Source organism: Rhizobium sp. WSM4643 (assembly GCF_025152745.1).
Taxonomy (GTDB): domain Bacteria; phylum Pseudomonadota; class Alphaproteobacteria; order Rhizobiales; family Rhizobiaceae; genus Rhizobium; species Rhizobium leguminosarum_I.
In genome coordinates this window covers 1459082-1482318 of the sequence record NZ_CP104040.1, presented here as the reverse complement: position 1 = coordinate 1482318, position 23237 = coordinate 1459082, and the positions used below count along the sequence as shown (strand labels likewise).

Below are 23237 nucleotides of genomic sequence, written 5' to 3'. Positions count from 1 at the left end.
GCTCTGCTTGAGCTTGAAGCGTAGCGCCTCGCCCTTCGAAGAAATTCGACAATATAGCTTAACAACTTACGCCTCCCCTCCCCTTACGTGAGGTGACGTCGCCGCAATCTATTTGACACTGTCGGCGGCAGGCATTTTTTATAGTCTCCATTTCACTCTGAGCTACGGCCTGATGCTCGCAAGACTATCGCGTCGCACATCTCCGCAGCAACGCGGCGAGTCCATTTTTGGGCTATTGAGTTGCGAAATTTTCGCCCCGCATTGCCCAGGCGAAGATTAAAAATCGGTAACAATTCGCTTACCGCAGTGGAAAACTCGCAAATGGCACATATGGCGGCAGGTGATTCGTCACGCGGCCGCGGCGACCACGCGGTTGCGGCCGGTATTCTTGGCCTCGTAAAGCGCCAGATCCGCCTGTTTCATCAGCTGGCCCGGGGTCAGCACCGACGCAATACGCGAGGCGATGCCGAAGGAAGCAGTGACATTCAGCGCTTCCCCGGAGTGTTTCAGCATGAAGGGAGCGCCTTCGATCGCCGCGCGCAGGCGCTCGGCGACGGCGGCGGCAATTTCCGGCGAGGTGTCGGGCATCACGACGACGAATTCCTCTCCACCGTAGCGGCAGGCGAGATCGGCACCGCGGATGGTCGAACGGACGCGATTTGAAAATTCCCGCAACACCTCGTCGCCGCCGTCATGGCCGTAGGTGTCGTTCACATGCTTGAAGCGGTCGATATCGGTGATCAGCACCGAAAGCGGCCGGCCACGCGCCATCGAACGGTTGAAGAGCACGTTCAGGTGATTGTCGAGATAGCGCCGGTTATAAAGGCCGGTCAGCGGATCGGTCACGGCAAGCTCGATCGTCTGCTTGACGCTGGCGCGCAGCCGGTCGTTATAGCGCTTGCGGCGGATCTGCGTCAGGCTGCGGGCGACCAGTTCGTTGGCATCGACCGGGCGGATGATGTAGTCGTTGACGCCGAGATCGAGTGCGCGCACGACCATGTCGTCAGCGCCCTGCTCGGTGATGATCAGGATCGGCAGGAAGCGCGTGCGCTCCAGCGAGCGCAGCTGCGAGCAGAGGCGAAGCGGATCGTAATCATCGAAATTGGCGTTGACAATGACGAGATCGAACGCGCTTTCGGCCGCCTCGAACAGGGCGGCCTGCGGATCTGAGAGGGCAAGCACGTCGGCGACGGGCTTCAACGCCTTGATGATGCGCTCCTGCGAATTGGCACGGCCGTCGACGAGCAGGACTTGAGCGGTTTCGTCGGCGCGGCCCTCGCCTGCCCGCGTCAGGTCGTCGATACCCATCGTATGGGCGGTGTCGGCGCGGATGCGCAGCTCATCGCTCAACGTCTTCAGCCGCAGCAGGCTCTTCACCCGGGAGATCAGTTGCAGATCGTTGACCGGCTTGGTGAGAAAATCGTCGGCGCCGGCCTTCAGGCCCCGTACGCGATCGGTCGGCTGGTCGAGCGCGGTGACCATGACGACTGGAATATGGGCGGTCTTCTGGCTGGCCTTCAGCCGTTCGCAGACCTCGAAACCGTCTATGCCGGGCATCATGATGTCGAGCAGGATGAGATCGACCTGGTTGCGCTCGCAGATCGCCAGTGCCGTGTAGCCGTCCGCTGCGGTCATCACGTCGAAGTACTCCGCAAGCAGCCGCGCCTCGAGCAGCTTCACGTTGGCCGGAATATCGTCAACCACCAGTATTCGCGCAGTCATCAGCGTCTTTCCGATGCGTCAGGCATCGCCCAGATAGGTCTTGATCGTCTCGATGAATTTCGGAACCGAGATCGGCTTGGAAACATAGGCCTCGCAGCCGCCCTGGCGGATCCGCTCCTCGTCGCCCTTCATCGCGAAAGCCGTAACGGCGATGACGGGAATCACGTGCAGCTCGTCATCTTCCTTCAGCCATTTCGTAACTTCGAGGCCTGAGACCTCGGGAAGCTGAATATCCATAAGGATGAGGTCGGGGCGATGCTTGCGCGCCAGATCGAGCGCCTCCATGCCGTTTCTGGTCTGGATCGTCGTATAGCCGGACGCCTCGATGAGGTCGCGAAAGAGCTTCATGTTGAGCTCGTTATCTTCTACAATCATCACCTGTTTGGGCATGGCATGCTGTCCCTACGTCCGTTCGCGCAGCGGTTCGTCCCATGAGAAAGGCACATGCGGACAAAAGCTGCGTGAAACCGATAGCGCACGCTACCGGTATTTGGTTGAAGAAAAGGTAACTTACCCCGCGAAATGCAAAGCAACTTCAAGACTTCGAAACAACAGGCTGCCGACCCGCACGAGACGGCGATCGCCGTGCTTGGCTGGCTTGCCGGTGATCCCGACATGTTCGGCCGCTTTCTCGCCCTGACGGGTGTGGCGCCCGGCCAGGTGCGCAACGCCGTCAACGATCCGGGATTCCTCGCCGGCATGATGGATTTCCTGATGAACCATGAACCAACGGCGATGGCCTTCTGCGCGGCGAGCGGGATCAGCCCGGAGACGGTGACGGCGGCCTGGCAGCATTTCTCGTCGCCGGGCCTCGATTCCGGAGAGTACTGACCGTGACCTCCGGGGAATTCGACATCTCGCATATCCGCCTCGGCGGGCGGCCGTTGATCGTCTGCGACGTCGACGACGTCGTGCTGCAGTTCATCGGTCCCTTCCAGCTTTTCCTTCAGAGCCAGGGCCACGCGTTTCTGCCGCGATCGTTCCGGCTTCACGGCAACATCGTCTCGCAAGCCGACGGCGCGGAGATCGAGGATCAAGAGGTCAGCCGGCTGATCGAGGAATTCTTCGAGGCCCAAGAACTGTGGCAGACGCCGCTCGACCGCGTCGTCGAAACGCTCGACCGGCTTTCGGAAGAGGCCGATATCCTTTTCCTGACAGCCATGCCGCCGCGGTTCCAAGACCAGCGCCGTCGCCTGCTCGACAGGATGGGCCTGCTCTTTCCGCTGCTTGCCACCGAACAACCCAAGGGGCCGATCGTTCACGCATTGCATGCCAGCCGCTCCCTTCCCGTCGTCTTCATCGATGATATGGCGCGCAATCTGCATTCCGTCAGGGATCACGTCGCCGATTGCCTGCTGATTCACCTGATTCCGAACTCGCCCGTTCATCGCTTCGCACCGGCAGCAGCTGACGACATCACGCGCGCCAGCGATTGGACGCATGCCGCCGCTCTCATCGAGGCGCATTTTGTCTCCGGCACTGTCAGGCGCGCAGTTCCAGCCGCATGAGCGGACGGCCGTCCTTGCGCCGTGCCACAGTCTCGAAACCGGCGGCTTCGAAAACTGCGGTCGAGCCGACGCAGAGCGTCACTGATTTCGACTGCTTGACATGATCGATCGGACAGGCTTCGAGCATCCGTGCTCCCTGGCGCCGGGCATGATCGATTGCGCCGGCGAGCAGACGGTGGCTCATTCCCTTGCCGCGTAGCTTGGCCAGCAGGAAGAAGCAACTGACGGCCCAGATGGATGGATCATGCGCGTCGCCCTCCTCCAGCGGTCGCGAGACGGTGCGCGGCGAATTGAACTGCGGCACGTCGTGGCGCGGCCCGACCTGCACCCAGGCGACCGGCACGCCGTCAGCATAACCGAGGATACCAGGCGGCGGACCCAACTTGATCCTCCCCCGCATATGCGCCTTGCGCTCGTCGGCCGCCATCTTCGTCCTGACCGCATGCGGCAGGCGCAGCGCGACGCACCAGCAATTATAGAAGGCACCCTGCGGCCCGAACACGATTTCGAAATCGTCCCAGCGTTCTGCTGTCACCGGCTCGAAACGAAGATCGTTATCCAAAGGCAAAGCTCCCGCCCTCTCTTGAGACTCGGAAGCATAAGGCGTAACCTCGCGACGTTCAATCTTTGTTCTCATCATGATACCCGCGCCTGACAAGACACCCGGCTTCTGTCGCGACTGCCTTGCCGAGCAGAAAGGCGAGACGCGCCGTTGCGTTTCCTGCGGCAGCCCGCGCCTCGTGCGCCATCGCGAACTCTACGCATTAACGCTTGCGCATATCGATTGCGACGCCTTCTACGCCGCGGTGGAGAAACGCGACAATCCGGAGCTTGCCGACAAGCCTGTCATCATCGGCGGCGGCAAACGCGGTGTGGTTTCCACCGCCTGCTATATCGCCCGCATCCACGGCGTGCGTTCGGCCATGCCGATGTTCAAGGCGCTGGAGGCATGCCCTCAAGCGATCGTCATCCGTCCGGACATGGAGAAATATGTCCGGGTCGGACGGCAGGTGCGCGCCATGATGCAGGATCTGACGCCGCTGGTGCAGCCGCTATCGATCGACGAGGCCTTCCTGGAACTCGGCGGCACCGAGAGGCTGCATCACGATCCGCCGGCGCGCACGCTGGCCAAATTTGCCCGCCGCATCGAAAGGGAGATCGGCATCACCGTTTCGGTCGGGCTTTCCTATTGCAAATTTCTCGCCAAGGTCGCCTCCGACCTGCAGAAGCCGCGCGGCTTTTCGGTCATCGGCCGCGAGGAAGCTGTCGAGTTCCTGGCGCCGCGTCCCGTCACTACGATCTGGGGCGTCGGCAAGGCCTTTGCGGCAACGCTGGAGGCGGACGGCATCCGCACCATCAGCCAATTGCAGCAGATGGAGGAAAACGATCTGATGCGCCGCTACGGCAGCATCGGCCAACGGCTCGCGCGGCTGTCGCGCGGCATCGACGATCGCGAAGTGCATCTCAATGATGCCGCCAAGAGCGTGTCGTCCGAGACCACCTTCTTCGATGACATCTCGCGTTATGACGATCTGGTGCCGATCCTGCGCAACCTCTCCGAAAAGGTCTCCTGGCGGCTGAAGAAAAGCGGCATTGCCGGCCAGACCGTGGTTCTGAAGCTGAAGAGCGCCGATTTCAAATCGCGCACCCGCAACCGCAAGCTTGAAGAGCCGACCCAGCTTGCCGACAAGATCTTCCGCACCGGGCTCGAGCTTCTCGAAAAAGAGACAGACGGTACGAAGTTCCGCCTGATCGGCATCGGCGTCACCGATCTCGGCGATGCCGCCCGCGCCGATCCGCCCGATCTCATCGACCGGCAATCGGGCCGGCGGGCGGCAGCCGAAGCGGCGATGGACAAGCTGCGTGACAAGTTTGGCGAGAAAACGGTCGAGACCGGCTACACCTTCGGCAGCGGCAAGCGCGATCACTAACGCGTGAGGGCAGCCGGCGATCCGGCCTATAAAATCTTCCTTAAACTTCGTCTCATAATGTGCCGGGCAAGTATTGCGTATGGTTGGGTCTCATGTTCTCGCGTCTCGTCTTCGGCCTCGGCTTGCTGTCGGCCACCGCACTCGTGCACCCCGCTCTTGCCGCGGATGCGCGCACGCTGCAGATCTTCGTCTCGAAGGACAAGCAGTCGCTCGTGCTCTATGACGGCACCGAGGTCGTCGCGACCTCGAAGGTCTCGACCGGCAAGGACGGCCACACGACGCCGAGCGGCATCTTCTCGGTGCTGGAAAAGCAGAAATATCACGAATCCAATCTCTATTCGGCGGCGCCGATGCCGTTCATGCAAAGGCTGACCTGGTCCGGCATCGCGCTGCACGAATCCAATTCGGTGCCGCGTTATCCGGCCTCGCATGGCTGCGTGCGCATGCCCAGCGCCTTCGCAAAAATGCTCTATGGGATGACCGATCCCGGTGTCCCCGTCATTATCAGCGATGGTGAACTGGTGCCGCAACCGATCGATCATCCGACTCTTTTCGATCCGGATGCACCGGCGGCGATGCCGCTACTTTCGGATGTGGAACTGCGGCCCTCCATGCCCGACAGCCCTGAGAAGCCGGTGCAGGTGGCGATGAACGATACCGCTGCGATGCCGATGCCGGCAGTGCAGCCGATTGCAGCGCCCGAACCCAAGCCGCCGTCCGAGCCGATCAGCATGCTGATTACGCGCCGGACGTTGCGCGAGACGGTGATCGACATCCAGAGCCTGCTCAACCAGCTCGGTTTTTCCGCGGGCAATCCGGACGGCTTGCTCGGTCCGTCGACCGTGCAGGCGATCAAGACCTTCAAGACGCTGCGGCCGGCGGAATTTGCCGCCGACAGGAGCCTGGTTTCCGACACGCTGCTCAGAGAAGTCTATGCCGCGGCTGGCAAGGGCGAGCCGCCGAACGGCGTCATCATGGTGCGGCAGGCCTTCAAGCCGGTCTTCGAAGCGCCGGTGACGATCGCCGATCCGGGACTGGCGCTCGGCACACATTTCTTCACGCTGCATGCGGTCGATGAAAAGGCCGGCACGGCCGACTGGCTCGGCATAACGCTCGAGAACAATCTCTCCCGCGAGACGATGAAGCGGCTCGGCATCACCAATCAGGAAAGCTCGATCATTACAGGCAAGCCGATCGCCCGTTCGCTCAGCCGGATCACCATCCCCGATGAGACCCGCCGCAAGATCGACGCCCTCATCGCGCCCGGCTCGACGCTGACGATCTCCGATACCGGCCTCGGCCGAGAGACCGGCGAAGGCACGGATTTCATCACGATCACCCGCGGGTGATGGCCATCACGCTCTTTGTTTTATGCATGTCGTATCCCGGAACCGCCGCACACTTCCGAGCGACATGCATTAATCAGACAAGCTCGACGTCGACGACGCCGGGGGCGGCGCGAAGGGCGGCGGCGATCTCCGGCGTGATGCGGTATTTCTCCGGTAGCGCCACTTCCACCTCGCGTTTGCCCTCCTCCTTGATGACGATGAAGGAGACGAGGCCATCGCCCTTGGCGTTCAAATGGCCGGCAACCATTCTCAGCGGTCCGGAATCGCGGACATAAACGCGTAGCGCCTTCTGCATCTGCAGCGACTTTTCCTCCAGCGACTGGATCGTCTGGATGCGCAGGCCAATGCCCTCCGGCCGCTCCTCGCCGGTCGCGGTCAGCACGAAGGATTTGCCTGACTCCAGCACATCGCGATACTGGTTCAGCATTTCCGAAAACAGCACCGCTTCGAACTGGCCCGAAGAATCGGAGAAGACGATGATGCCCATCTTGTTGCCGGTGCGGGTCTTGCGCTCCTGCTTCGAGATGACGGTACCGGCAAGGCGCGCATTGGCCGCGCCCTGTTTGATGGCGGCGGAAAATTCGGCAAAGGTCTGCACCCGCATCTTCTGCAGGATACTGTTGTAGGAATCGAGCGGGTGGGCTGTGAGATAGAAGCCCAGCACCTGGAACTCCTTGAGCAGCCGCTCGGAGGGGAGCCAGGGCGAGAACGGCGGCAGTGAGATTTTCTCAGGCCCCGACGTCAACGTACTGCCGAAGATGTCCGACTGGCCGCTCAGCTTGTTCTCCTGGGCGCGTTGGGCATAACCGAGAATGCGATCAAGGCCGGCTGCCAGCTGGGCGCGGTCCATGTCGAAACAATCGAAGGCGCCGGCATAGATCAGGCTTTCGAGCACGCGACGATTGACCTGACGCGGATCGATGCGCAGGCAGAAGTCCTCGATGCTCGCAAAGGGCTTGTCGCCACGCACCCCGACAATATGGTCGACGGCGGATTCGCCGACGCCCTTGAGGGCGGCGAGCGCGTAGTAGATGCGGTTGTCGCCGGTCTCGAAATGACGGAAGGAGCTCTGCACTGAGGGTGCGATCACCTCGATGCCGAGGCGCTTGGCATCCTGACGGAAATCATTGACCTTTTCCGTGTTGGACATGTCGAGCGTCATCGAAGCGGCGAGGAATTCGACCGGGTAATGCGCCTTCATGTAGGCCGTCTGGTAAGAGACGATGGCATAGGCGGCGGCATGCGATTTGTTGAAGCCGTAATTGGCGAACTTCGCCAGCAGTTCGAAGATATTGTCGGCCTGCGGCTTCGATACGCCATTCCTGACGGCGCCAACGACGAAGCGCTCGCGCTGCTGGTCCATCTCGGCCTTGATCTTCTTACCCATGGCGCGGCGCAGAAGGTCGGCCTCCCCCAGCGAATAGCCGGACAGCACCTGCGCGATCTGCATCACCTGTTCCTGGTAGACGATGACCCCTTGCGTTTCCTTGAGCAGGTGGTCGATCATCGGATGGATCGATTCCAGCTCTTCGTCGCCGTGCTTGCGGGCATTGTAGGTCGGGATGTTCTCCATCGGGCCCGGACGATAGAGCGCCACCAGCGCGATGATGTCCTCGATGCAGTCCGGCTTCATGCCGATCAGCGCCTTGCGCATGCCGGCACTTTCCACCTGGAACACACCGACCGTCTCGCCGCGCGACAGCATCTCGTAGGTCTTGGTATCGTCGAGAGGAATGGCCGCGAGATCGACCTTGATGCCGAGCTTGGCGACGAAATCGACCGCGACCTTCAGCACGGTCAGGGTCTTCAGGCCGAGGAAGTCGAATTTGACCAAGCCTGCCTGCTCGACCCATTTCATGTTGAACTGAGTAACCGGCATATCGGAGCGCGGATCGCGATACATCGGCACCAGCTTGGAAAGCGGCCGGTCGCCGATGACGATGCCGGCGGCATGGGTCGAGGCGTGGCGGTAAAGCCCCTCGATCTTCTGGGCGATGTCGAGCAGCCGCGCGACAACAGGTTCCTTCGCCGCCTCCTCCTGCAGCTTCGGCTCCTCCTCGATCGCCTTGGACAGCGGCGTCGGATTGGCGGGGTTGTTCGGCACGAGTTTGCAGATTTTGTCGACCTGGCCGTAGGGCATCTCAAGCACGCGGCCGACGTCGCGAAGGGCGGCGCGTGCCTGCAGCGAACCGAAGGTGATGATCTGCGCCACCTGCTCGCGGCCATATTTGGCCTGGACGTAGCGGATCACCTCTTCGCGGCGGTCCTGGCAGAAGTCGATGTCGAAGTCCGGCATCGAGACGCGTTCCGGATTGAGGAAGCGCTCGAAGAGCAGCGAAAAACGCAAGGGATCGACGTCGGTGATCGTCAAGGCATAGGCGACCAGCGAACCGGCGCCCGAACCACGGCCGGGGCCGACCGGAATGTCATGCTGCTTGGCCCATTTGATGAAGTCGGCAACGATCAGGAAGTAGCCGGGAAAACGCATGCGCTCGATGACGCTGAGTTCGAAATCCAGCCGTTCGCGATAATCCTTTTCCTCGTAACCCGGCGACATGCCGAGCGTCGCAAGCCGCATGTCCAGCCCTTCGACCGCTTGGCGGCGCAGCTCGCTCGCCTCGGCGCGTTCGGCCTCCTCGGCATCGTTGGTCGCACCGGTGAAGCGCGGCAGAATCGGCTTTCTGGTCTTCAGCACGAAGGAGCAGCGCCTGGCGATCTCGATGGTATTTTCCAGCGCTTCCGGCAGGTCGGCGAAGAGCTTGGCCATTTCGGCCCGGCTCTTCAGATAGTGATCCGGCGTCAGGCGAAAGCGGCTGTCGTCGGAGACGATGGCGTTGTGCGCGACCGCCATCAGCGCATCATGGGCGTCGTAATCGTCGCGTGTCGGAAAGAAGGCCTCGTTGGTCGCAACCAGCGGCAGGTCGTGGGCATAGGCGAGCCCGATAATCTTCTGCTCGTGCCGCTTGTCGTAAGTGCCGTGTCGCTGCAGTTCGACATAGAGCCTGTCGCCGAAGAGACGCTTCAGCGTGAGCAGCCGGGCTTCCGCCTGGGCGGGATGGCCTTCCTTGATCGCCACGTCGACCGGCCCGGTCAAGGCGCCGCTCAATGCGATCAGTCCTTCCGTGCCTGCCTCCTCCAGCCAGGAGGTGCTGATATGAACAGCCTGGTTGCTCTCGCCGCCGAGATAGGCCCGGCTGACGAGATCGACCAGCCGTTCGTAACCGGCATCCGTCGCGGCAAGAAGAACGATCGACGGCAGCTTGACCAGAGCCTGCTGGCCGCCGCGCTTTTCGGTTTCCAACCCGTCTCCCATGTCGATCGAGACCTGGCAGCCGATGATCGGCTGCAGGCCGTCCTCCATCGCCTTCTGGGAGAATTCGAGGGCGACGAACAGATTGTTGGTGTCGGTAATCGCGATCGCCGGCTGGCTATCGCCGGTCGCCTTGTAGAGGATCTTCTTCAGCGGCAGGGCGCCCTCGAGAAGCGAATAGGCGGAATGGACCCTCAGGTGGATGAAGCCCGGCGTGCCGGTCGCCTCACCCGTTGAACCCTTTGCCGTATCCGCCATGACATGCCTTCCCAATCACCCGAATGAATCGGACGCATTGTCGGGCATAGAGGGCGATGATGTCCAGAAGAAGTCCCGCGTCCGGACCGCATGATTGCCATGCGATCCCCTGAAAACTTTAGAACGCCATGACGATGAGCGAGAAGCTGGCAACGAACATTGCGATGGAGGTGAATGCTGCGATATCACGGATCATGTCAGTCATCGGGCTCTCCTTTACTCGTTATGTTTTCAGTTTGTTCTATGTATGTTCTGTTGTCAACAGGAATCTTTTCCTTCTTTCTTGTGTTGGAAAAATGCCGGGATGTGCACCTGTGAATCGCTGCGAGCCAGTGCCCAATGTGACGGCCAGCAGGTTGCCCCTTCTCGGCCCGTCCCGGATCCTCACGGCGCCTAGACGGCCAGCCTCCTCGGCCGTCCGTCTAATTCCGGCCATAGTTCCCTTTTTGTTCTTTACACTTCGCAGCGTATTTGCCAGCATCTAGCGGAGAGGAGAATGGCATGTTGGATATTGCGATGCTGAACGCATTCGTGGTGGAGGCGAAGGCTGCAACCTATGTCGGCGGCGGCGTGGCGCGCCCGCCCTGCCGGCCAAGCTCCCAGGACATCGGATACGAACGCGGCAACTGGCGCTATCTCGACAGCTATTTCGGCGGCACCGATTTCGCCGGACAGGAAGTGGTATGGTTTGCCGACGAGCCCGTCTGGGCGATGAATTATTTCGGCTGCGTCATTGCGCCTGATCTCATCGACGGTGCAGCAGCCGGAACGGTGATCAAGGCGGCCCTTTCGGCGATGTATCGAGAGGGCCGGTTTCTCGGCGGAATGGAATTCGACCATCCGTTCGGCCGCTATATCGATCGCAGCGAAGGCGACTACGCGCGGTTCGCCGGGCACGAATGCATCATGGTCGACAGCCAGAAGGCCTATATGCTCGACTATCGCGGCGGACTGATCATCCCTTGATCGATCTGGGCCTCAGAAATCGACGATCTTGCCGTCGGAGATCGTCACGCGCCGATCCATGCGGCGGGCGAGCTCGTGATTATGGGTGGCGATGAGAGCCGCAAGGCCGGACTGGCGCACCAGCGCTTCCAGCGCGTCGAAGACGTAGCTTGCCGTTTCAGGGTCGAGATTGCCGGTCGGCTCGTCGGCAAGAAGCAGGGTCGGCGCATTGGCGACGGCGCGGGCAATCGCAACGCGCTGCTGCTCGCCGCCGGAAAGCTCGCCCGGGCGATGCGAGCCGCGATGGCCGATACGCATATAATCGAGAAGCTGGCCGGCCCGCTCTCCGGCTTCCTTCCAGGACAGCCCGGCGATCAGCTGCGGCATCATGATATTTTCGAGCGCCGAGAATTCCGGCAGCAAGTGGTGGAACTGGTAGACGAAGCCGATTTCGCTGCGGCGGATTGCGGTGCGTTTCTCATCGCTCAAGCCGTCACAGGCATGGCCGTTGATGTTGACTTCACCGCCGTCCGGATGCTCCAACAGGCCGGCGACATGCAGCAGTGTCGACTTGCCGGTACCGGAAGGGGCGACGAGAGCGACAATCTCCCCCTTCGATATCGAAAAGTCCGCGCCCTTCAGGATCGAGAGCAGCGTACCGCCCTGCCCATAATGGCGCTCGACGCCGGTAAGCTTGAGAACGACGTTGCGTTTCATGAAGGCGGCATTCCTTATTCGTAGCGCAGGGCCTGCACAGGATCGAGCCTGGAGGCACGCCAGGCCGGGAAGATGGTCGCAATGAAGGAGAGCGTCAGCGCCATGACGACGATCGAGATCGTTTCGCTGAGATCCATCTCGGCCGGCAGCTGGCTGAGGAAATAGACCTGCGGATTGAAGAGCACGGTGCCTGAAAGCCAGGAGAAGAACTGGCGGACGGATTCGATGTTGACGCAGACGAGAACGCCGAGCAGCACACCGGCAATGGTGCCAACGATGCCGATCGCCGCTCCAGTCATGAAGAAGATGCGCATGATCGCACCGGCGCTGGCGCCCATGGTGCGCAGAATGGCGATATCGCTGCCCTTGTCCTTTACCAGCATGATGAGGCCGGAGATGATATTCAGCGCGGCCACGAGCACGATCAGCGTCAGGATCATGAACATGACGTTACGCTCGACCTGTAGCGCCGAGAAAAAAGTCTGGTTGCGCTGGCGCCAGTCGGTGAGGTTGATCTGGCGGCCGGCCGCCTCCACTACCTTAGGCTTCAGATTGTCTATATCGTCGGGGTTGTCTACGAAGAGTTCGATCGACTGCACCAGCCCCTCGGCGTTGAAATAGAGCTGCGCCTCCTCCAGCGGCATGAAGATGATAGAGGAGTCGTATTCCGACATGCCGATCTCGAAGAGGCCGGAAATCTTGTAGGACTTGACGCGCGGGCTGACGCCCATTGGCGTAATGTCACCATCTGGCGACGTCAGCGTAATAAGGTCGCCGACGCTAAGACCCAACTGATCGGCCATGCGCGTGCCGATCAGCACGCCCTGGCCGGAGGCAAAGCCTACCATGTCTCCCGGTTTGATATTCTCAGAAACCGCTTTGAGCTTGGTCAGGTCCTCCGCGCGGACGCCGCGCACCAGCGCGCCCGTGCTGCCGCCCGCCTGGGCGGAGGCAAGTACCTGGCCCTCCACCAACGGCAGCGCCATCTTGACGCCAGGCACGGCGGCAAGCCTGCTGGCGAGGTCGGCATAATCGGTGAAAGGGCCATCGGACGGCTGGACGATCATGTGGCCGTTGATGCCGAGGATGCGCGAGACGAGCTCGGTTCGGAAGCCGTTCATGACGGCCATGACGATGATCAGCGTCGCAACGCCCAGCATGATGCCGACGAAGGAGAAGCCGGCGATCACCGAGATGAAGGCCTCCTTGCGGCGGGCGCGCAGATAACGCCACGCCACGAGGCGTTCAAAGGTGGAAAATGGCTTGCCAGCCGGACCCAAGCCGGATTTTGAACTCCGGTCCACTGCTGCCTCTGCCATTTCGCCTCCGTTTCCTTAAGCCACGAACCGATTGATCGCCGCTTCGATGGTCATCGTTTCGCGGGCGCCGGTCTTGCGGTCCTTCACTTCCACTTCGCCGTTTGCGACCGCGCGCGGGCCGGCGATGATCTGGACGGGTACACCGATCAGGTCGGCGGTCGCGAATTTCGTGCCGGCCCGATCGTCGGTATCGTCATAGAGCACATCCTTGCCGGCCTTGCTCAGCGCGGCATAGATCAGTTCGCAGGTATCGTCACAGGCCTGATCGCCCGCCTTCATGTTGATCACAACGATATCGAAGGGCGCGACGGATGCCGGCCAGATGATTCCGTTATCATCATGCGATGCTTCGATGATGGCGGGAACAAGGCGTGTCGGGCCGATACCGTAGGAACCCATATGAACGAAGTGTTCCTTGCCGTCAGGTCCCTGCACTTTCGCGCCCATCGGCTCGGAATATTTCGTGCCGAAATAGAAGATGTGGCCGACCTCGATGCCGCGTGCCGACAGGCGGTCGCCTTCGGGAACGGCGTTGAAGGCCGCCTCGTCGTGCATTTCCGAGGTCGCGGCATAGAGCGAGGTCCATTTGTCGAAGATAGCCTGCAGGCCCTCGACACTGTCGAAATCGGTGTGTGCACCGGGAATATCGAAATCGACGAAATCCTTGTGGCAGAAGACTTCGGATTCGCCGGTGTCGGCGAGGATGATGAATTCATGGCTGAGCTTGCCGCCGATCGGGCCGGTATCGGCGCGCATCGGGATAGCGCGCAGGCCGAGCCGGTCGAAGGTTCTGAGATAGGCGGCGAACATCTTGTTATAGGAATGCTCCGCCGCTTCGCGCGTCAGATCGAAGGAATAGGCATCCTTCATCATGAATTCACGCGATCGCATGGTACCGAAGCGCGGACGGATCTCGTCACGGAACTTCAGCTGAATATGATAGAGATTAAGCGGCAGGTCCTTGTAGGACTTGACGGAGGAGCGGAAAATATCCGTCACCATCTCTTCGTTGGTTGGGCCGTAGAGCATCGGCCGATCCTGACGGTCCTTGATGCGCAGCATCTCCTTGCCGTAGGCGTCGTAGCGGCCGCTTTCCTGCCAGAGTTCGGCCGATTGCAGTGTCGGCATCGACAGCTCAATGGCGCCGGCGCGGTTCTGCTCGTCGCGGATAATGGCGTTGACCTTGTCGAGCACGCGCTTGCCCAGCGGCAGCCAGGAATAAATGCCCTGCGATTGCTGGCGGATCATGCCGGCACGCAGCATCAGCCGGTGGGAGACGATTTCCGCCTCCTTGGGGTTTTCCTTAAGGATGGGCATGAAATAACGGGACAGACGCATGGCGGATTCCGGAGCAGTTGAGATCCCGCAGCAGGCGGAATCGAAAGACCATTGTTAATGTCGGGAGCGTTCATAGCCGCTTCGCGGCAGGAAGGAAACCCGCAACGGATGGCGGCAACCTCCCGGAAGCGCATGTTCGCACCCGCAAAATAAAAGGGCATGAAAAAGCGCGTGTTTATAAGGACTTGAACGAAAATCTTGTCAACAGAAAAATTTTACTAGAGTGTAGCAAAAATGCAAAAAAAGCTGATGACAAAGCCCAATGTTTGAGCTAGTTTTAGCTCACAAAACAGGCAGGAAGTTAAATTCTTGTCGAATTCGCGGTCAAGTCTTGGGAGGATCAGATCTTAGGCGCGCTCGTCGCAGCCCCGGCAACGGTTACAGATCACGCGATACTTAAAACAAGGCTTTTAGCCTTGTTTTTTTTTGGCTTTTCGTCATCCATCCCATCCAAAAACCCGACCGACTTCCGTAAGGGAATAGCCGTCATTCCGTTAGGCGAGCTCTTTGCCGCAACAGCGTGACGCTGGTATGACGAAACTCGCCTTCAATAGGTTGCATCTGCTCAAAGTTTGAGCAAAAGCTACGATTCAATAGAAGCTAGGACCGAGTTGCGGCAGGGCGTCGAAGCCCCAGCCGAAATAGGTGTCGCAGACGTACCAGAGGCCATAGACCAAGGCCGAAATCAGCGTCGTCAGCGAAAACACGAAAGCGGCGCGAAACCGGGTGGGCGCGCTCGGGACGGTGCCGAGCACGACATCATTGTCGTCCGCCTGGGTGCGCAGGCCGATTGGCAGGACGGCAAAAAGCGTCATCCACCAGATGACGAAGTAGACGGCAAATCCCTGAAGAAAGATCTGGAGCATTATGGTTCCCGTTGATGCCGCGCTGATATCGCGTCGTTATACGGCGGAATCGCGACCAACTCAAAGCGAACGAAAGGTTTAGCCGTCCTCGGGTCACTCTGCCGCAGCAGGGCTATCATTCTGCCGTTGTAGGGCTCAGGCCTGTTCGAGTTCGATCAGCGTGCCGAAGAAATCCTTGGGGTGCAGAAAGAGCACCGGCTTGCCGTGCGCGCCGGTCTTCGGCCGGCCGTCGCCGAGCACCCTTGCGCCCGCATCGACCAGCCGGTCACGGGCGAGAAGGATATCGTCCACCTCGTAGCAGATGTGGTGCATGCCGCCGGACGGGTTCTTTTCGAGGAAGGCGGCGATCGGCGAGGTAGCCCCGAGCGGCTGCAGCAATTCGACCTTGGTGTTCGGCAATTCGACGAAAACCACGGTGACGCCGTGTTCCGGCAGAGCCTGCGGCTGCGATACGGCAGCACCCAGCGTATCGCGATAGGCCGCCGTCGCCACGGCCAGATCGGGCACGGCGATAGCGATATGGTTGACCCGGCCGAGCACGGTCAGACCTTGGTAACGAAGGCGGTGACAAGAGGTTTCTTGCCCCAGATGTTGTTCGCGGCCGAGCGGATGGCGCGGCGCACGGCCTCCTGCAGCATGTCGATGTCCTTGCGGCGGGCGCGCGGAATGCTCTCGATGGCGCTGACCGCCGCGTCGAAGAGCATATCCTCCATATCCTCTCCCTCATCATCGTAGGTCGGCAGGCCGATCGAAATGAGGTCGGGTTCGCCGACGATGTCATAGCGGGCGTCGAGCACGACGTTAACAGCGACATGGCCGACATAGGAGAGCTTCTTGCGCTCGCCGATCCCCATCTCGTCGAAATCACCGATCAGCGTGCCGTCCTTGTAGATGCGACCATGCGGCGCCTCGCCGATCACCTCGACCGGACCGGGCGCCAGCCGCAGGATGTCGCCGTTGCGCACCCGCGGCACCAGCGCGATGCCGGATTGCTCGGCAAGCTCCTTGTGGGCCGTCAGATGTATCGCCTCGCCATGCACCGGCACGACGATCTTCGGCCGCGTCCATTCATACATCCGCTGCAGCTCGTTGCGCCGCGGATGGCCGGAAACGTGGACCAGCGCCTCGGTATCCGTGATGATGTGCACGCCTTGCTCGACGAGGCCGTTCTTGATGTCCTGGATCGCCTTCTCGTTGCCGGGAATGGCGCGCGAGGAAAAGACGACGATATCGCCCGCCGCAAAGGCCACATTACGCATCTCGTCGCGGGAGAGCTTGGCAAGAGCTGCCCGCGCCTCGCCCTGGCTGCCGGTGAGAATGACGACGACCTTGTCACGCGGGATATAGCCGTATTCCTCCTCGGAGATGAAGGGCTTCACCCCTTCCATCAGGCCGACATCCTGGGCGACGTCGACGACGCGCTTCAGCGAACTGCCGAGCAGCAGCACTTCGCGGCCTGCCGCCTCGGCAGCCTCGGCTACGGTGCGGATACGCCCGACATTCGACGAGAAGGTGGTGATCGCCACCCTGCCCTCGGCATCCTCGATGATCTTGCGCAGGCTTTCGGACACATCCTTTTCGGAGGGCGAGACGCCGTCGCGCAGCGCATTGGTGGAATCGCACATCAGCGCCAGAACGCCCTCGTCGCCGAGCTGGCGGAAACGTGTCTCGTCGGTCAGGGGTCCAAGCGAAGGCTCGTGGTCGATCTTCCAGTCACCGGTATGGATGACATTGCCGACCGGCGTGCGGATCATCAGCGACATCGGCTCGGGGATCGAATGGTTGACGGCGACGCCTTCGATGCTGAAGGGGCCGACATTGATCGTATCGCCGGCTTTGAACGGCGTCACCGGCACTTCGCCGATCTTGGCCTTCTCGAAATTGCGCTTGGCTTCGAGCAGACCTGATGTAAAACCAGAGGCATAGACCGGCACGTTGAGGCCGGGCCAAAGGTCGGCGAGCGCACCATAATGGTCTTCATGCGCATGGGTGATGATGATCGCCTTGAGGTTCTTTCGCTCGCTGGCGAGGAAGCGGATATCGGGCAATACGAGGTCGACGCCCGGCAGGTCCGGCCCCGGAAAAGTGACGCCGCAATCGACCATGATCCACTGGCGATGCTCGGGCGGGCCGTAGCCATAGAGAGCGAGATTCATGCCAATCTCACCGACACCGCCCAGAGGCAGGAATACCAGTTCGTCCTGTTTCGCCATAATTTTTGTTTTTTCCGCTATCCAAAAAACACATCACCGGCAGCAATGGGCATTATCCTGCCAGTGCCGGTATCGAGCATCAACAAGCCATTATCATCAATTCCGCCGAATTGTCCGGAAATCGATCGGTCCGGCAAATTCACCGTAATCTTTTCGCCGATGCCGCAGGCGATCGCGCGCCAGAGCGCCGTGATCTCGCCGATGCCGCGGCCCTGGTCCCATATTTCAAGCACTTCCGCCGTGGCGGCGAAGAGATGCGCGAAGAGCTCCTCCGGCGAAGCCGCACTTCCCTGCTGGCGCAGGCAGGTGGCGGGGTAGAGCGGATTGTCCGGCATCACAGAGATATTGATGCCGATGCCGACGATCAGCGCGTAACGTCCGTCCGGCAGCCCCTCGCCTTCGACGAGAATGCCGCAGGTCTTCTTTCGGCCGATGAGAATATCGTTCGGCCATTTGACCTCGAGCGGTTCGGCACCGAGCGGCAGCACCCTGCGGATCGCCTGGTGCACGGCAACGGCGATCGCCAACGGCAGGGAGCCAAGGCGCTCCATCGGGGCGGGGTCGATCAGAAGAAGAGAAGCGTAGAGATTGCCGCGCTCCGAAACCCAGAGCCTGCCGCGGCGGCCGCGGCCGCCCGTCTGCTTTTCGGCGGTCACCCAGAGATTGCCGCCATCGCCCGCCCGAGCCCGGGCGAGGCATTCGCTGTTGGTAGACGATGTTTCCGACAGAGCCTCGTGCCTGAAATCGCCGAGCGATATCCGGCGCCGTCCGTCGGCAGCCATCAAAAGAGCGTCGCGGCGGCAAGCTCTGCAGCGCCGCCGATCGGGCCGCCGATGAGCACATAGGCGGTGACGAAGAGACCGGAGAGACCGAAGACCAGACGCAGCGCTCCGGAGACACGGGCGAATTCGCCGGTGGCCTCATCGAACCACATCAGCTTGATGACACGCAGATAATAGTAAGCGCCGACGACCGAGGCGAGAACGCCGATGATGGCGAGCGCATAGAGCTTGGCTTCGATAGCGGCGACGAAGACGAAATACTTCGCGAAGAAGCCGGCGAGCGGCGGGATGCCGGCAAGCGAGAACATCAGCGCCGTCAGAACCACGGCCATGAACGGGTTCGTTGTGGAGAGGCCGGCGAGATCATCGACATTTTCGACGACGGTGCCGTCCTTGCGGCGCATTGACATGATGATCGCAAAGCTGCCGAGCGTCATGACCATGTAGATGACCATGTAAAGCATGACACCGGTGACGCCGGTCTGGTTGCCGGCGGCAAGGCCGACCAGGGCATAACCCATGTGGCCGATCGAGGAATAGGCCATCAGCCGCTTGATGTTCTTCTGGCCGATCGCGGCAAACGAGCCGAGCAGCATCGAGGCGATCGAGATGAAGACGACGACCTGCTGCCAATCCGCCAGAACCGGCTGGAAGGCGGTGATGACGATGCGGGTCATCATCGCCATGGCGGCAACCTTGGGGGCTGCGGCGAGGAAGGCGGTCACCGGCGTCGGCGCGCCTTCATAAACGTCCGGCGTCCACATATGGAAGGGAACGGCGGAGATCTTGAAGGCGATGCCGGCGAGGATGAAGACCAGGCCGAAGATCAGGCCGAGCGAACGTGCACCTTCGACGGACAGCGCCTGGGCGATTTCAGAGAAGTGGGTGTGGCCGGTGAAGCCATAGACCAGCGACATGCCGTAGAGCAGCATGCCGGAAGAAAGCGCGCCAAGGACGAAATATTTCAGGCCGGCTTCGGTCGACTTCAGGCTGTCACGGTTGATCGCCGCGACGACATAGAGCGCCAGCGACTGCAGTTCCAGCGCGAGATAGAGCGAGATCAGGTCGTTGGCCGAGATCATCAGCAGGATGCCGAGGGTCGCGAGCACCAGCAGAACCGGGAACTCGAACTTGTCGAGCTGATTTTCGCGGGCGTGGCCGATCGACATGAATATGGCGACCAGCGAACCGATCAACGCCACCAGCTTCATGAAGCGCGAGAAGCCGTCGGCCATGTAGACGCCGCCATAGGCAAGGCCTTCTGCCGGCACGAAGAGCAGCCACAGGCCGGAGGCCAGGAGCAGGACGATCGCCAAGCCGGTGACGACAAGGCCCGACCGCTCGCCGGAGAAGACGCCGACCATCAACAGGACAAGGGCGCCGACCGCGAGGATGAGCTCCGGCGCGGAAAGATGCAGACTGAGGAGAATTGTTTCAGCGGTCATGTCCAATAAGTCCCGTCATCATTTCATAGACAGCGCAACATTCTGCGCTGCGTGCACGGCGGCCGTGTAATTGTTGACCAGCAGATCCACCGAGGCGGCCGTCGCATCGAAGACCGGAGCCGGATAAACGCCGAAGAAGATGGTCAGCGCGACCAATGGGTAGAGGATCAGCTGTTCGCGCCTGGAAAGGTCGAGCAGCGCCTTCAGCTTTTCCTTCTCCAGCGCGCCGAAGATCACCCGGCGATAAAGCCAGAGCGCGTAGGCGGCTGAGAGGATGACGCCGGTGGCGGCAAAGAGCGCTACCCAGGTGTTGACTCGGAAGACGCCGATCAGCGTCAGGAATTCGCCGATGAACCCCGACGTGCCGGGAAGCCCGACATTGGCCATGGTGAAGACCATCATCGCCACGGCATATTTCGGCATATTGTTGACGAGGCCGCCATAGGCGTTGATCTCGCGGGTGTGGGTACGGTCGTAGACCACGCCGACGCAGAGGAAGAGCGCGCCGGAGACGATGCCGTGCGACAGCATCTGGAAGATCGACCCCTGAACACCCTGCATGTTGGCGGCAAAGATGCCCATGGTGACGTAGCCCATGTGGGCCACGGAGGAATAGGCGATCAGCTTTTTGATATCGTCCTGCATCATCGCCACCAGGGAGGTGTAGATGATGGCGATGACGGACATGGCGAAGACGAGCGGCGCGAAATAATCGGACGCGACCGGGAACATGCCGAGCGAGAAGCGGATGAGACCGTAGCCGCCGAGCTTCAGCAGCACGCCGGCCAGGATCACCGAGCCTGCCGTCGGCGCCTGAACGTGGGCATCGGGAAGCCAGGTATGGACCGGCCACATCGGCATCTTCACCGCAAAGGAGGCGAAGAAGGCAAGCCATAACCAGGTCTGCAGCGCAGGTGGGAACTTGTGGTCGAGCAGCGCGGTGATATCGGTCGTGCCAGCCTGCCAGTACATCGCCATGATGGCGAGCAGCATCAGCACCGAGCCGAGCAGCGTATAGAGAAAGAACTTGTAGCTCGCATAGACGCGGTCCTTGCCGCCCCAGACGCCGATGATCAGGAACATCGGAATGAGGCCCGCCTCGAAGAAGACGTAGAACAGCACGATATCGAGCGAGACGAAGACGCCGACCATCATCGTTTCGAGGATGAGGAAGGCGATCATGTATTCCTTCAGGCGCTTCTCGATCGAGAGCCAGCTCGCCAGCACGCAGAAGGGCATGAGGAAGGTCGAGAGGATGACGAACAGCATCGAGATGCCGTCGACGCCGAGGTGGTAGCCGATGCCGGTGCCGAGCCAGTCATGCTTCTCGAGCATCTGGAAGCCTGGATTGGCATTGTCGAACCTGGTCCAGACGAAGAGCGAAACGACGAAGGTGAAGACGGTGGTGATCAGCGAGATCCACAGCACGTTCTTGCGACCGCTTTCGCTCTCGCCGTTCATCAATAGCAGGAGCACCACGCCGACCAGCGGCAGGAAGGTGACCGTTGAAAGAATAGGCCAATCGGTCATCAGAAGGAACTCCCGAGCATCATCCAGGTAACGAGCGCCGCAATGCCGATCAGCATGGCGAAGGCGTAGTGATAGAGGTAACCGGTCTGCAGGCGAACCACGCGATCGGTGACGGCGACAACGCGAGCGGCGACGCCGTTCGGGCCGTAGGTGTCGATGACGCCGACATCCCCCTTCTTCCACAGGAAGCGACCGAGCGCCTTGGCGGAGCGGACGAAGAGGAAATCATAGAGTTCGTCGAAATACCACTTGTTCAACAGGAACTGGTAGAGCACGCGGTGCTGCTGCGCGAGGATGCGCGGCGTCTGCGGCGAGCGGATATACATGTACCAGGCGGTGACGAAGCCGAGAACCATGGCGATGAAGGGGCTCAAGCCGACGAGCGCCGGAACATGGTGGAACTCTTCGACGAGTTCGTTCTCTGCGCCTGTGAAGAGCGCCCCCTTCCAGAACTCGGCATATTCCTCGCCGTAGAACCGGCCTTCGAAGATCACGCCGGCAACTACCGCGCCGATCGCCAGAAGATAGAGCGGCACCAGCATGACCTGCGGCGACTCGTGGACGTGGTGCATCACCTCGTGCGAGGCGCGCGGCTTGCCGAAGAAGGTCATGAAAATCAGGCGCCAGGAATAGAAGCTCGTAAAGAGAGCCGCGATGACCAGCAACGCGAAGGCGAAGCCCGCGACCGGCGAATGCGATGCATAGGTCGCCTCGATGATCACGTCCTTGGAGAAGAATCCGGCAAAACCGATCGGCGTGAAGGGAATGCCAAAACCGGTGATTGCCAGCGTGCCGATGATCATCAGCACGGCGGTAACTTTAATATGCGGCCACAGGCCGCCCATGTAGCGCATGTCTTGCTCGCCATCGACGGCATGGATAACCGAGCCGGCGCAGAGGAAGAGTAGCGCCTTGAAGAAGGCGTGCGTGAAGAGATGGAAGATCGCTGCGCCATAGGCTCCGGCTCCCAGTGCCACGAACATATAGCCGAGCTGCGAGCAGGTGGAATAGGCGATGACACGCTTGATGTCGTTCTGCACGAGAGCGACGGTTGCCGCAAAGAAGGCGGTGATCGCGCCGATGACGGTGACGACAACCAGCGCATCCGGCGACAGTTCGAAAAGCGGCGACATGCGGGCGACGAGAAAGACGCCGGCGGTGACCATGGTGGCGGCATGGATAAGGGCCGAGACCGGAGTCGGGCCTTCCATCGCGTCCGGCAGCCAGGTGTGCAGCAGGAACTGCGCCGACTTGCCCATCGCGCCCATGAAGAGCAGCAGGCAGATGCCGGTCAGTGCATGCGCCTTGTCGAGTTGCATGCCGAAGAGATTGAGGATCACCTCACCCGCTTCGCCGCCGCCTTCATGCGGGGCGAAATTCGAGGCATTGGCGAAGATCGTGTCGAGGTTGATCGAGCCGAACAGCACGAAGACGCCGGCAATGCCGAGCACGAAGCCGAAGTCGCCGACGCGGTTGACGATGAAGGCCTTCATCGCCGCAGCCGTCGCCGACGGCTTCTTGAACCAGAAGCCGATCAGCAGATAGGAGGCGAGACCGACGCCTTCCCAGCCGAAGAACATCTGGGCGAGATTGTCAGCGGTCACCAGCATCAGCATGGCGAAGGTGAAGAGCGAGAGATAGGCGAAGAAGCGCGGACGATGCGGATCGGTATGCATGTAGCCGATCGAATAGACGTGCACCAGCGTCGAAACCGTGTTGACGACGATCAGCATGACTGACGTCAGCGTATCCACACGCAGCGACCAGGAGACGTCGATGCCGCCGGACTGGATCCAGCGCAGCACCTCGACCTTGATCGGGCCGCCTTCGGCATGACCCATGCCAACGGTGAAGAAGACGACCCAGGACAGGATGGCGGCGATGATCATCAGGCCGCTGGTGACATATTCCGAAGCCTTGGCGCCGATCGCGCGGCCGAACAGGCCGGCGACGATCGCACCGATCAAGGGAAGAAAGACGATAGCCTTATAGAGGAACATGAGC

Annotated in this window: 19 protein-coding genes; 5 read left to right on the top strand and 14 right to left on the bottom strand. The window is 61.0% G+C overall.

Annotated elements, in window-relative coordinates; translation table 11 throughout:
* Nucleotides 1-348: 348 nt before the first annotated feature.
* The gene (locus N1937_RS07535; protein ID WP_260058124.1) at nucleotides 349-1722 is read right to left on the bottom strand and encodes a PleD family two-component system response regulator; all 1374 of its coding nucleotides are present in this window, start codon (nucleotides 1720-1722) and stop codon (nucleotides 349-351) included.
* 18 nt (nucleotides 1723-1740) lie between these two features.
* The gene (locus tag N1937_RS07530; protein ID WP_003547430.1) at nucleotides 1741-2112 is read right to left on the bottom strand and encodes a response regulator; all 372 of its coding nucleotides are present in this window, start codon (nucleotides 2110-2112) and stop codon (nucleotides 1741-1743) included.
* A 132-nt stretch (nucleotides 2113-2244) separates the two neighbouring features.
* Between N1937_RS07530 and N1937_RS07525 the strand changes: the two genes are divergently transcribed.
* Nucleotides 2245-2553: a DUF3572 domain-containing protein gene (locus N1937_RS07525; RefSeq protein WP_017963875.1), complete on the top strand. Its 309-nt coding sequence runs from the start codon at nucleotides 2245-2247 to the stop codon at nucleotides 2551-2553.
* Between the two features lie 2 nt (nucleotides 2554-2555).
* Nucleotides 2556-3230: a hypothetical protein gene (locus tag N1937_RS07520; protein ID WP_260058123.1), complete on the top strand. Its 675-nt coding sequence runs from the start codon at nucleotides 2556-2558 to the stop codon at nucleotides 3228-3230.
* Here the strand turns inward: N1937_RS07520 and N1937_RS07515 are convergent.
* Nucleotides 3205-3792: an N-acetyltransferase gene (locus N1937_RS07515; protein WP_260058121.1), complete on the bottom strand. Its 588-nt coding sequence runs from the start codon at nucleotides 3790-3792 to the stop codon at nucleotides 3205-3207. The genes N1937_RS07520 and N1937_RS07515 overlap by 26 nt on opposite strands.
* A gap of 76 nt (nucleotides 3793-3868) precedes the next feature.
* Between N1937_RS07515 and N1937_RS07510 the strand changes: the two genes are divergently transcribed.
* The gene (locus N1937_RS07510; RefSeq protein WP_260058120.1) at nucleotides 3869-5161 is read left to right on the top strand and encodes a DNA polymerase IV; all 1293 of its coding nucleotides are present in this window, start codon (nucleotides 3869-3871) and stop codon (nucleotides 5159-5161) included.
* A gap of 92 nt (nucleotides 5162-5253) precedes the next feature.
* Nucleotides 5254-6510, top strand: a complete 1257-nt coding sequence (locus N1937_RS07505) for a L,D-transpeptidase family protein (protein ID WP_222384777.1) — start codon at nucleotides 5254-5256, stop codon at nucleotides 6508-6510.
* Between the two features lie 73 nt (nucleotides 6511-6583).
* On the opposite strand, the gene dnaE is transcribed toward N1937_RS07505, so the two are convergent.
* A complete protein-coding gene (gene dnaE / locus N1937_RS07500; protein WP_260058119.1) occupies nucleotides 6584-10078 on the bottom strand; it encodes a DNA polymerase III subunit alpha in 3495 nt (1164 codons plus the stop codon).
* 501 nt (nucleotides 10079-10579) lie between these two features.
* Here dnaE and N1937_RS07495 point away from each other — a divergent pair.
* Nucleotides 10580-11044, top strand: coding sequence for a DUF5680 domain-containing protein (locus tag N1937_RS07495; protein WP_260058118.1), 465 nt, complete (start codon nucleotides 10580-10582; stop codon nucleotides 11042-11044).
* A 12-nt stretch (nucleotides 11045-11056) separates the two neighbouring features.
* Here N1937_RS07495 and N1937_RS07490 read toward each other — a convergent pair whose 3' ends face one another.
* The 10 genes from N1937_RS07490 to nuoL form a co-directional block, all read right to left on the bottom strand.
* Nucleotides 11057-11740 (bottom strand): ABC transporter ATP-binding protein, encoded by a 684-nt coding sequence (locus N1937_RS07490; RefSeq protein ID WP_017963867.1) that lies wholly within the window; start codon nucleotides 11738-11740, stop codon nucleotides 11057-11059.
* 14 nt (nucleotides 11741-11754) lie between these two features.
* Nucleotides 11755-13059: a lipoprotein-releasing ABC transporter permease subunit gene (locus N1937_RS07485; protein ID WP_260058117.1), complete on the bottom strand. Its 1305-nt coding sequence runs from the start codon at nucleotides 13057-13059 to the stop codon at nucleotides 11755-11757.
* 15 nt (nucleotides 13060-13074) lie between these two features.
* The gene (proS, locus tag N1937_RS07480; RefSeq protein ID WP_170256815.1) at nucleotides 13075-14397 is read right to left on the bottom strand and encodes a proline--tRNA ligase; all 1323 of its coding nucleotides are present in this window, start codon (nucleotides 14395-14397) and stop codon (nucleotides 13075-13077) included.
* Between the two features lie 590 nt (nucleotides 14398-14987).
* Nucleotides 14988-15263 (bottom strand): DUF1467 family protein, encoded by a 276-nt coding sequence (locus tag N1937_RS07475; RefSeq protein WP_170256814.1) that lies wholly within the window; start codon nucleotides 15261-15263, stop codon nucleotides 14988-14990.
* A gap of 135 nt (nucleotides 15264-15398) precedes the next feature.
* A complete protein-coding gene (gene mce, locus N1937_RS07470) occupies nucleotides 15399-15803 on the bottom strand; it encodes a methylmalonyl-CoA epimerase (RefSeq protein ID WP_017963863.1) in 405 nt (134 codons plus the stop codon).
* A 2-nt stretch (nucleotides 15804-15805) separates the two neighbouring features.
* Nucleotides 15806-17476, bottom strand: a complete 1671-nt coding sequence (locus N1937_RS07465) for a ribonuclease J (RefSeq protein WP_260058116.1) — start codon at nucleotides 17474-17476, stop codon at nucleotides 15806-15808.
* 17 nt (nucleotides 17477-17493) lie between these two features.
* Nucleotides 17494-18258, bottom strand: coding sequence for a biotin--[acetyl-CoA-carboxylase] ligase (locus N1937_RS07460; protein ID WP_260058115.1), 765 nt, complete (start codon nucleotides 18256-18258; stop codon nucleotides 17494-17496).
* Complete coding sequence (nuoN, locus tag N1937_RS07455; protein ID WP_018484027.1) at nucleotides 18258-19703, bottom strand: NADH-quinone oxidoreductase subunit NuoN; 1446 nt, start codon at nucleotides 19701-19703, stop codon at nucleotides 18258-18260. Before nuoN ends, N1937_RS07460 begins: the two co-directional genes overlap by 1 nt.
* Before the next feature lie 18 nt (nucleotides 19704-19721).
* Nucleotides 19722-21233 (bottom strand): NADH-quinone oxidoreductase subunit M, encoded by a 1512-nt coding sequence (locus N1937_RS07450; RefSeq protein WP_017963859.1) that lies wholly within the window; start codon nucleotides 21231-21233, stop codon nucleotides 19722-19724.
* Nucleotides 21233-23233 carry an NADH-quinone oxidoreductase subunit L gene (nuoL, locus tag N1937_RS07445; RefSeq protein WP_260058114.1) on the bottom strand — a complete coding sequence of 667 codons (2001 nt, stop codon included), beginning with the start codon at nucleotides 23231-23233 and terminating at the stop codon, nucleotides 21233-21235. Before nuoL ends, N1937_RS07450 begins: the two co-directional genes overlap by 1 nt.
* Between the last annotated feature and the right edge of the window lie 4 nt (nucleotides 23234-23237).

Bases quoted from the DNA above. Each gene is read 5' to 3' on its own strand.
- nuoN (WP_018484027.1), bottom strand. From the start codon at position 19,703: ATGACCGCTGAAACAATTCTCCTCAGTCTGCATCTTTCCGCGCCGGAG.
- N1937_RS07490 (WP_017963867.1), bottom strand. From the start codon at position 11,740: ATGAAACGCAACGTCGTTCTCAAGCTTACCGGCGTCGAGCGCCATTAT.
- N1937_RS07535 (WP_260058124.1), bottom strand. From the start codon at position 1,722: ATGACTGCGCGAATACTGGTGGTTGACGATATTCCGGCCAACGTGAAG.
- N1937_RS07510 (WP_260058120.1), top strand. From the start codon at position 3,869: ATGATACCCGCGCCTGACAAGACACCCGGCTTCTGTCGCGACTGCCTT.
- N1937_RS07450 (WP_017963859.1), bottom strand. From the start codon at position 21,233: ATGACCGATTGGCCTATTCTTTCAACGGTCACCTTCCTGCCGCTGGTC.
- proS (WP_170256815.1), bottom strand. From the start codon at position 14,397: ATGCGTCTGTCCCGTTATTTCATGCCCATCCTTAAGGAAAACCCCAAG.
- nuoL (WP_260058114.1), bottom strand. From the start codon at position 23,233: ATGTTCCTCTATAAGGCTATCGTCTTTCTTCCCTTGATCGGTGCGATC.
- N1937_RS07460 (WP_260058115.1), bottom strand. From the start codon at position 18,258: ATGGCTGCCGACGGACGGCGCCGGATATCGCTCGGCGATTTCAGGCAC.
- N1937_RS07495 (WP_260058118.1), top strand. From the start codon at position 10,580: ATGTTGGATATTGCGATGCTGAACGCATTCGTGGTGGAGGCGAAGGCT.
- dnaE (WP_260058119.1), bottom strand. From the start codon at position 10,078: ATGGCGGATACGGCAAAGGGTTCAACGGGTGAGGCGACCGGCACGCCG.
- N1937_RS07475 (WP_170256814.1), bottom strand. From the start codon at position 15,263: ATGCTCCAGATCTTTCTTCAGGGATTTGCCGTCTACTTCGTCATCTGG.
- N1937_RS07525 (WP_017963875.1), top strand. From the start codon at position 2,245: ATGCAAAGCAACTTCAAGACTTCGAAACAACAGGCTGCCGACCCGCAC.
- N1937_RS07530 (WP_003547430.1), bottom strand. From the start codon at position 2,112: ATGCCCAAACAGGTGATGATTGTAGAAGATAACGAGCTCAACATGAAG.
- N1937_RS07485 (WP_260058117.1), bottom strand. From the start codon at position 13,059: ATGGCAGAGGCAGCAGTGGACCGGAGTTCAAAATCCGGCTTGGGTCCG.
- N1937_RS07505 (WP_222384777.1), top strand. From the start codon at position 5,254: ATGTTCTCGCGTCTCGTCTTCGGCCTCGGCTTGCTGTCGGCCACCGCA.
- N1937_RS07465 (WP_260058116.1), bottom strand. From the start codon at position 17,476: ATGGCGAAACAGGACGAACTGGTATTCCTGCCTCTGGGCGGTGTCGGT.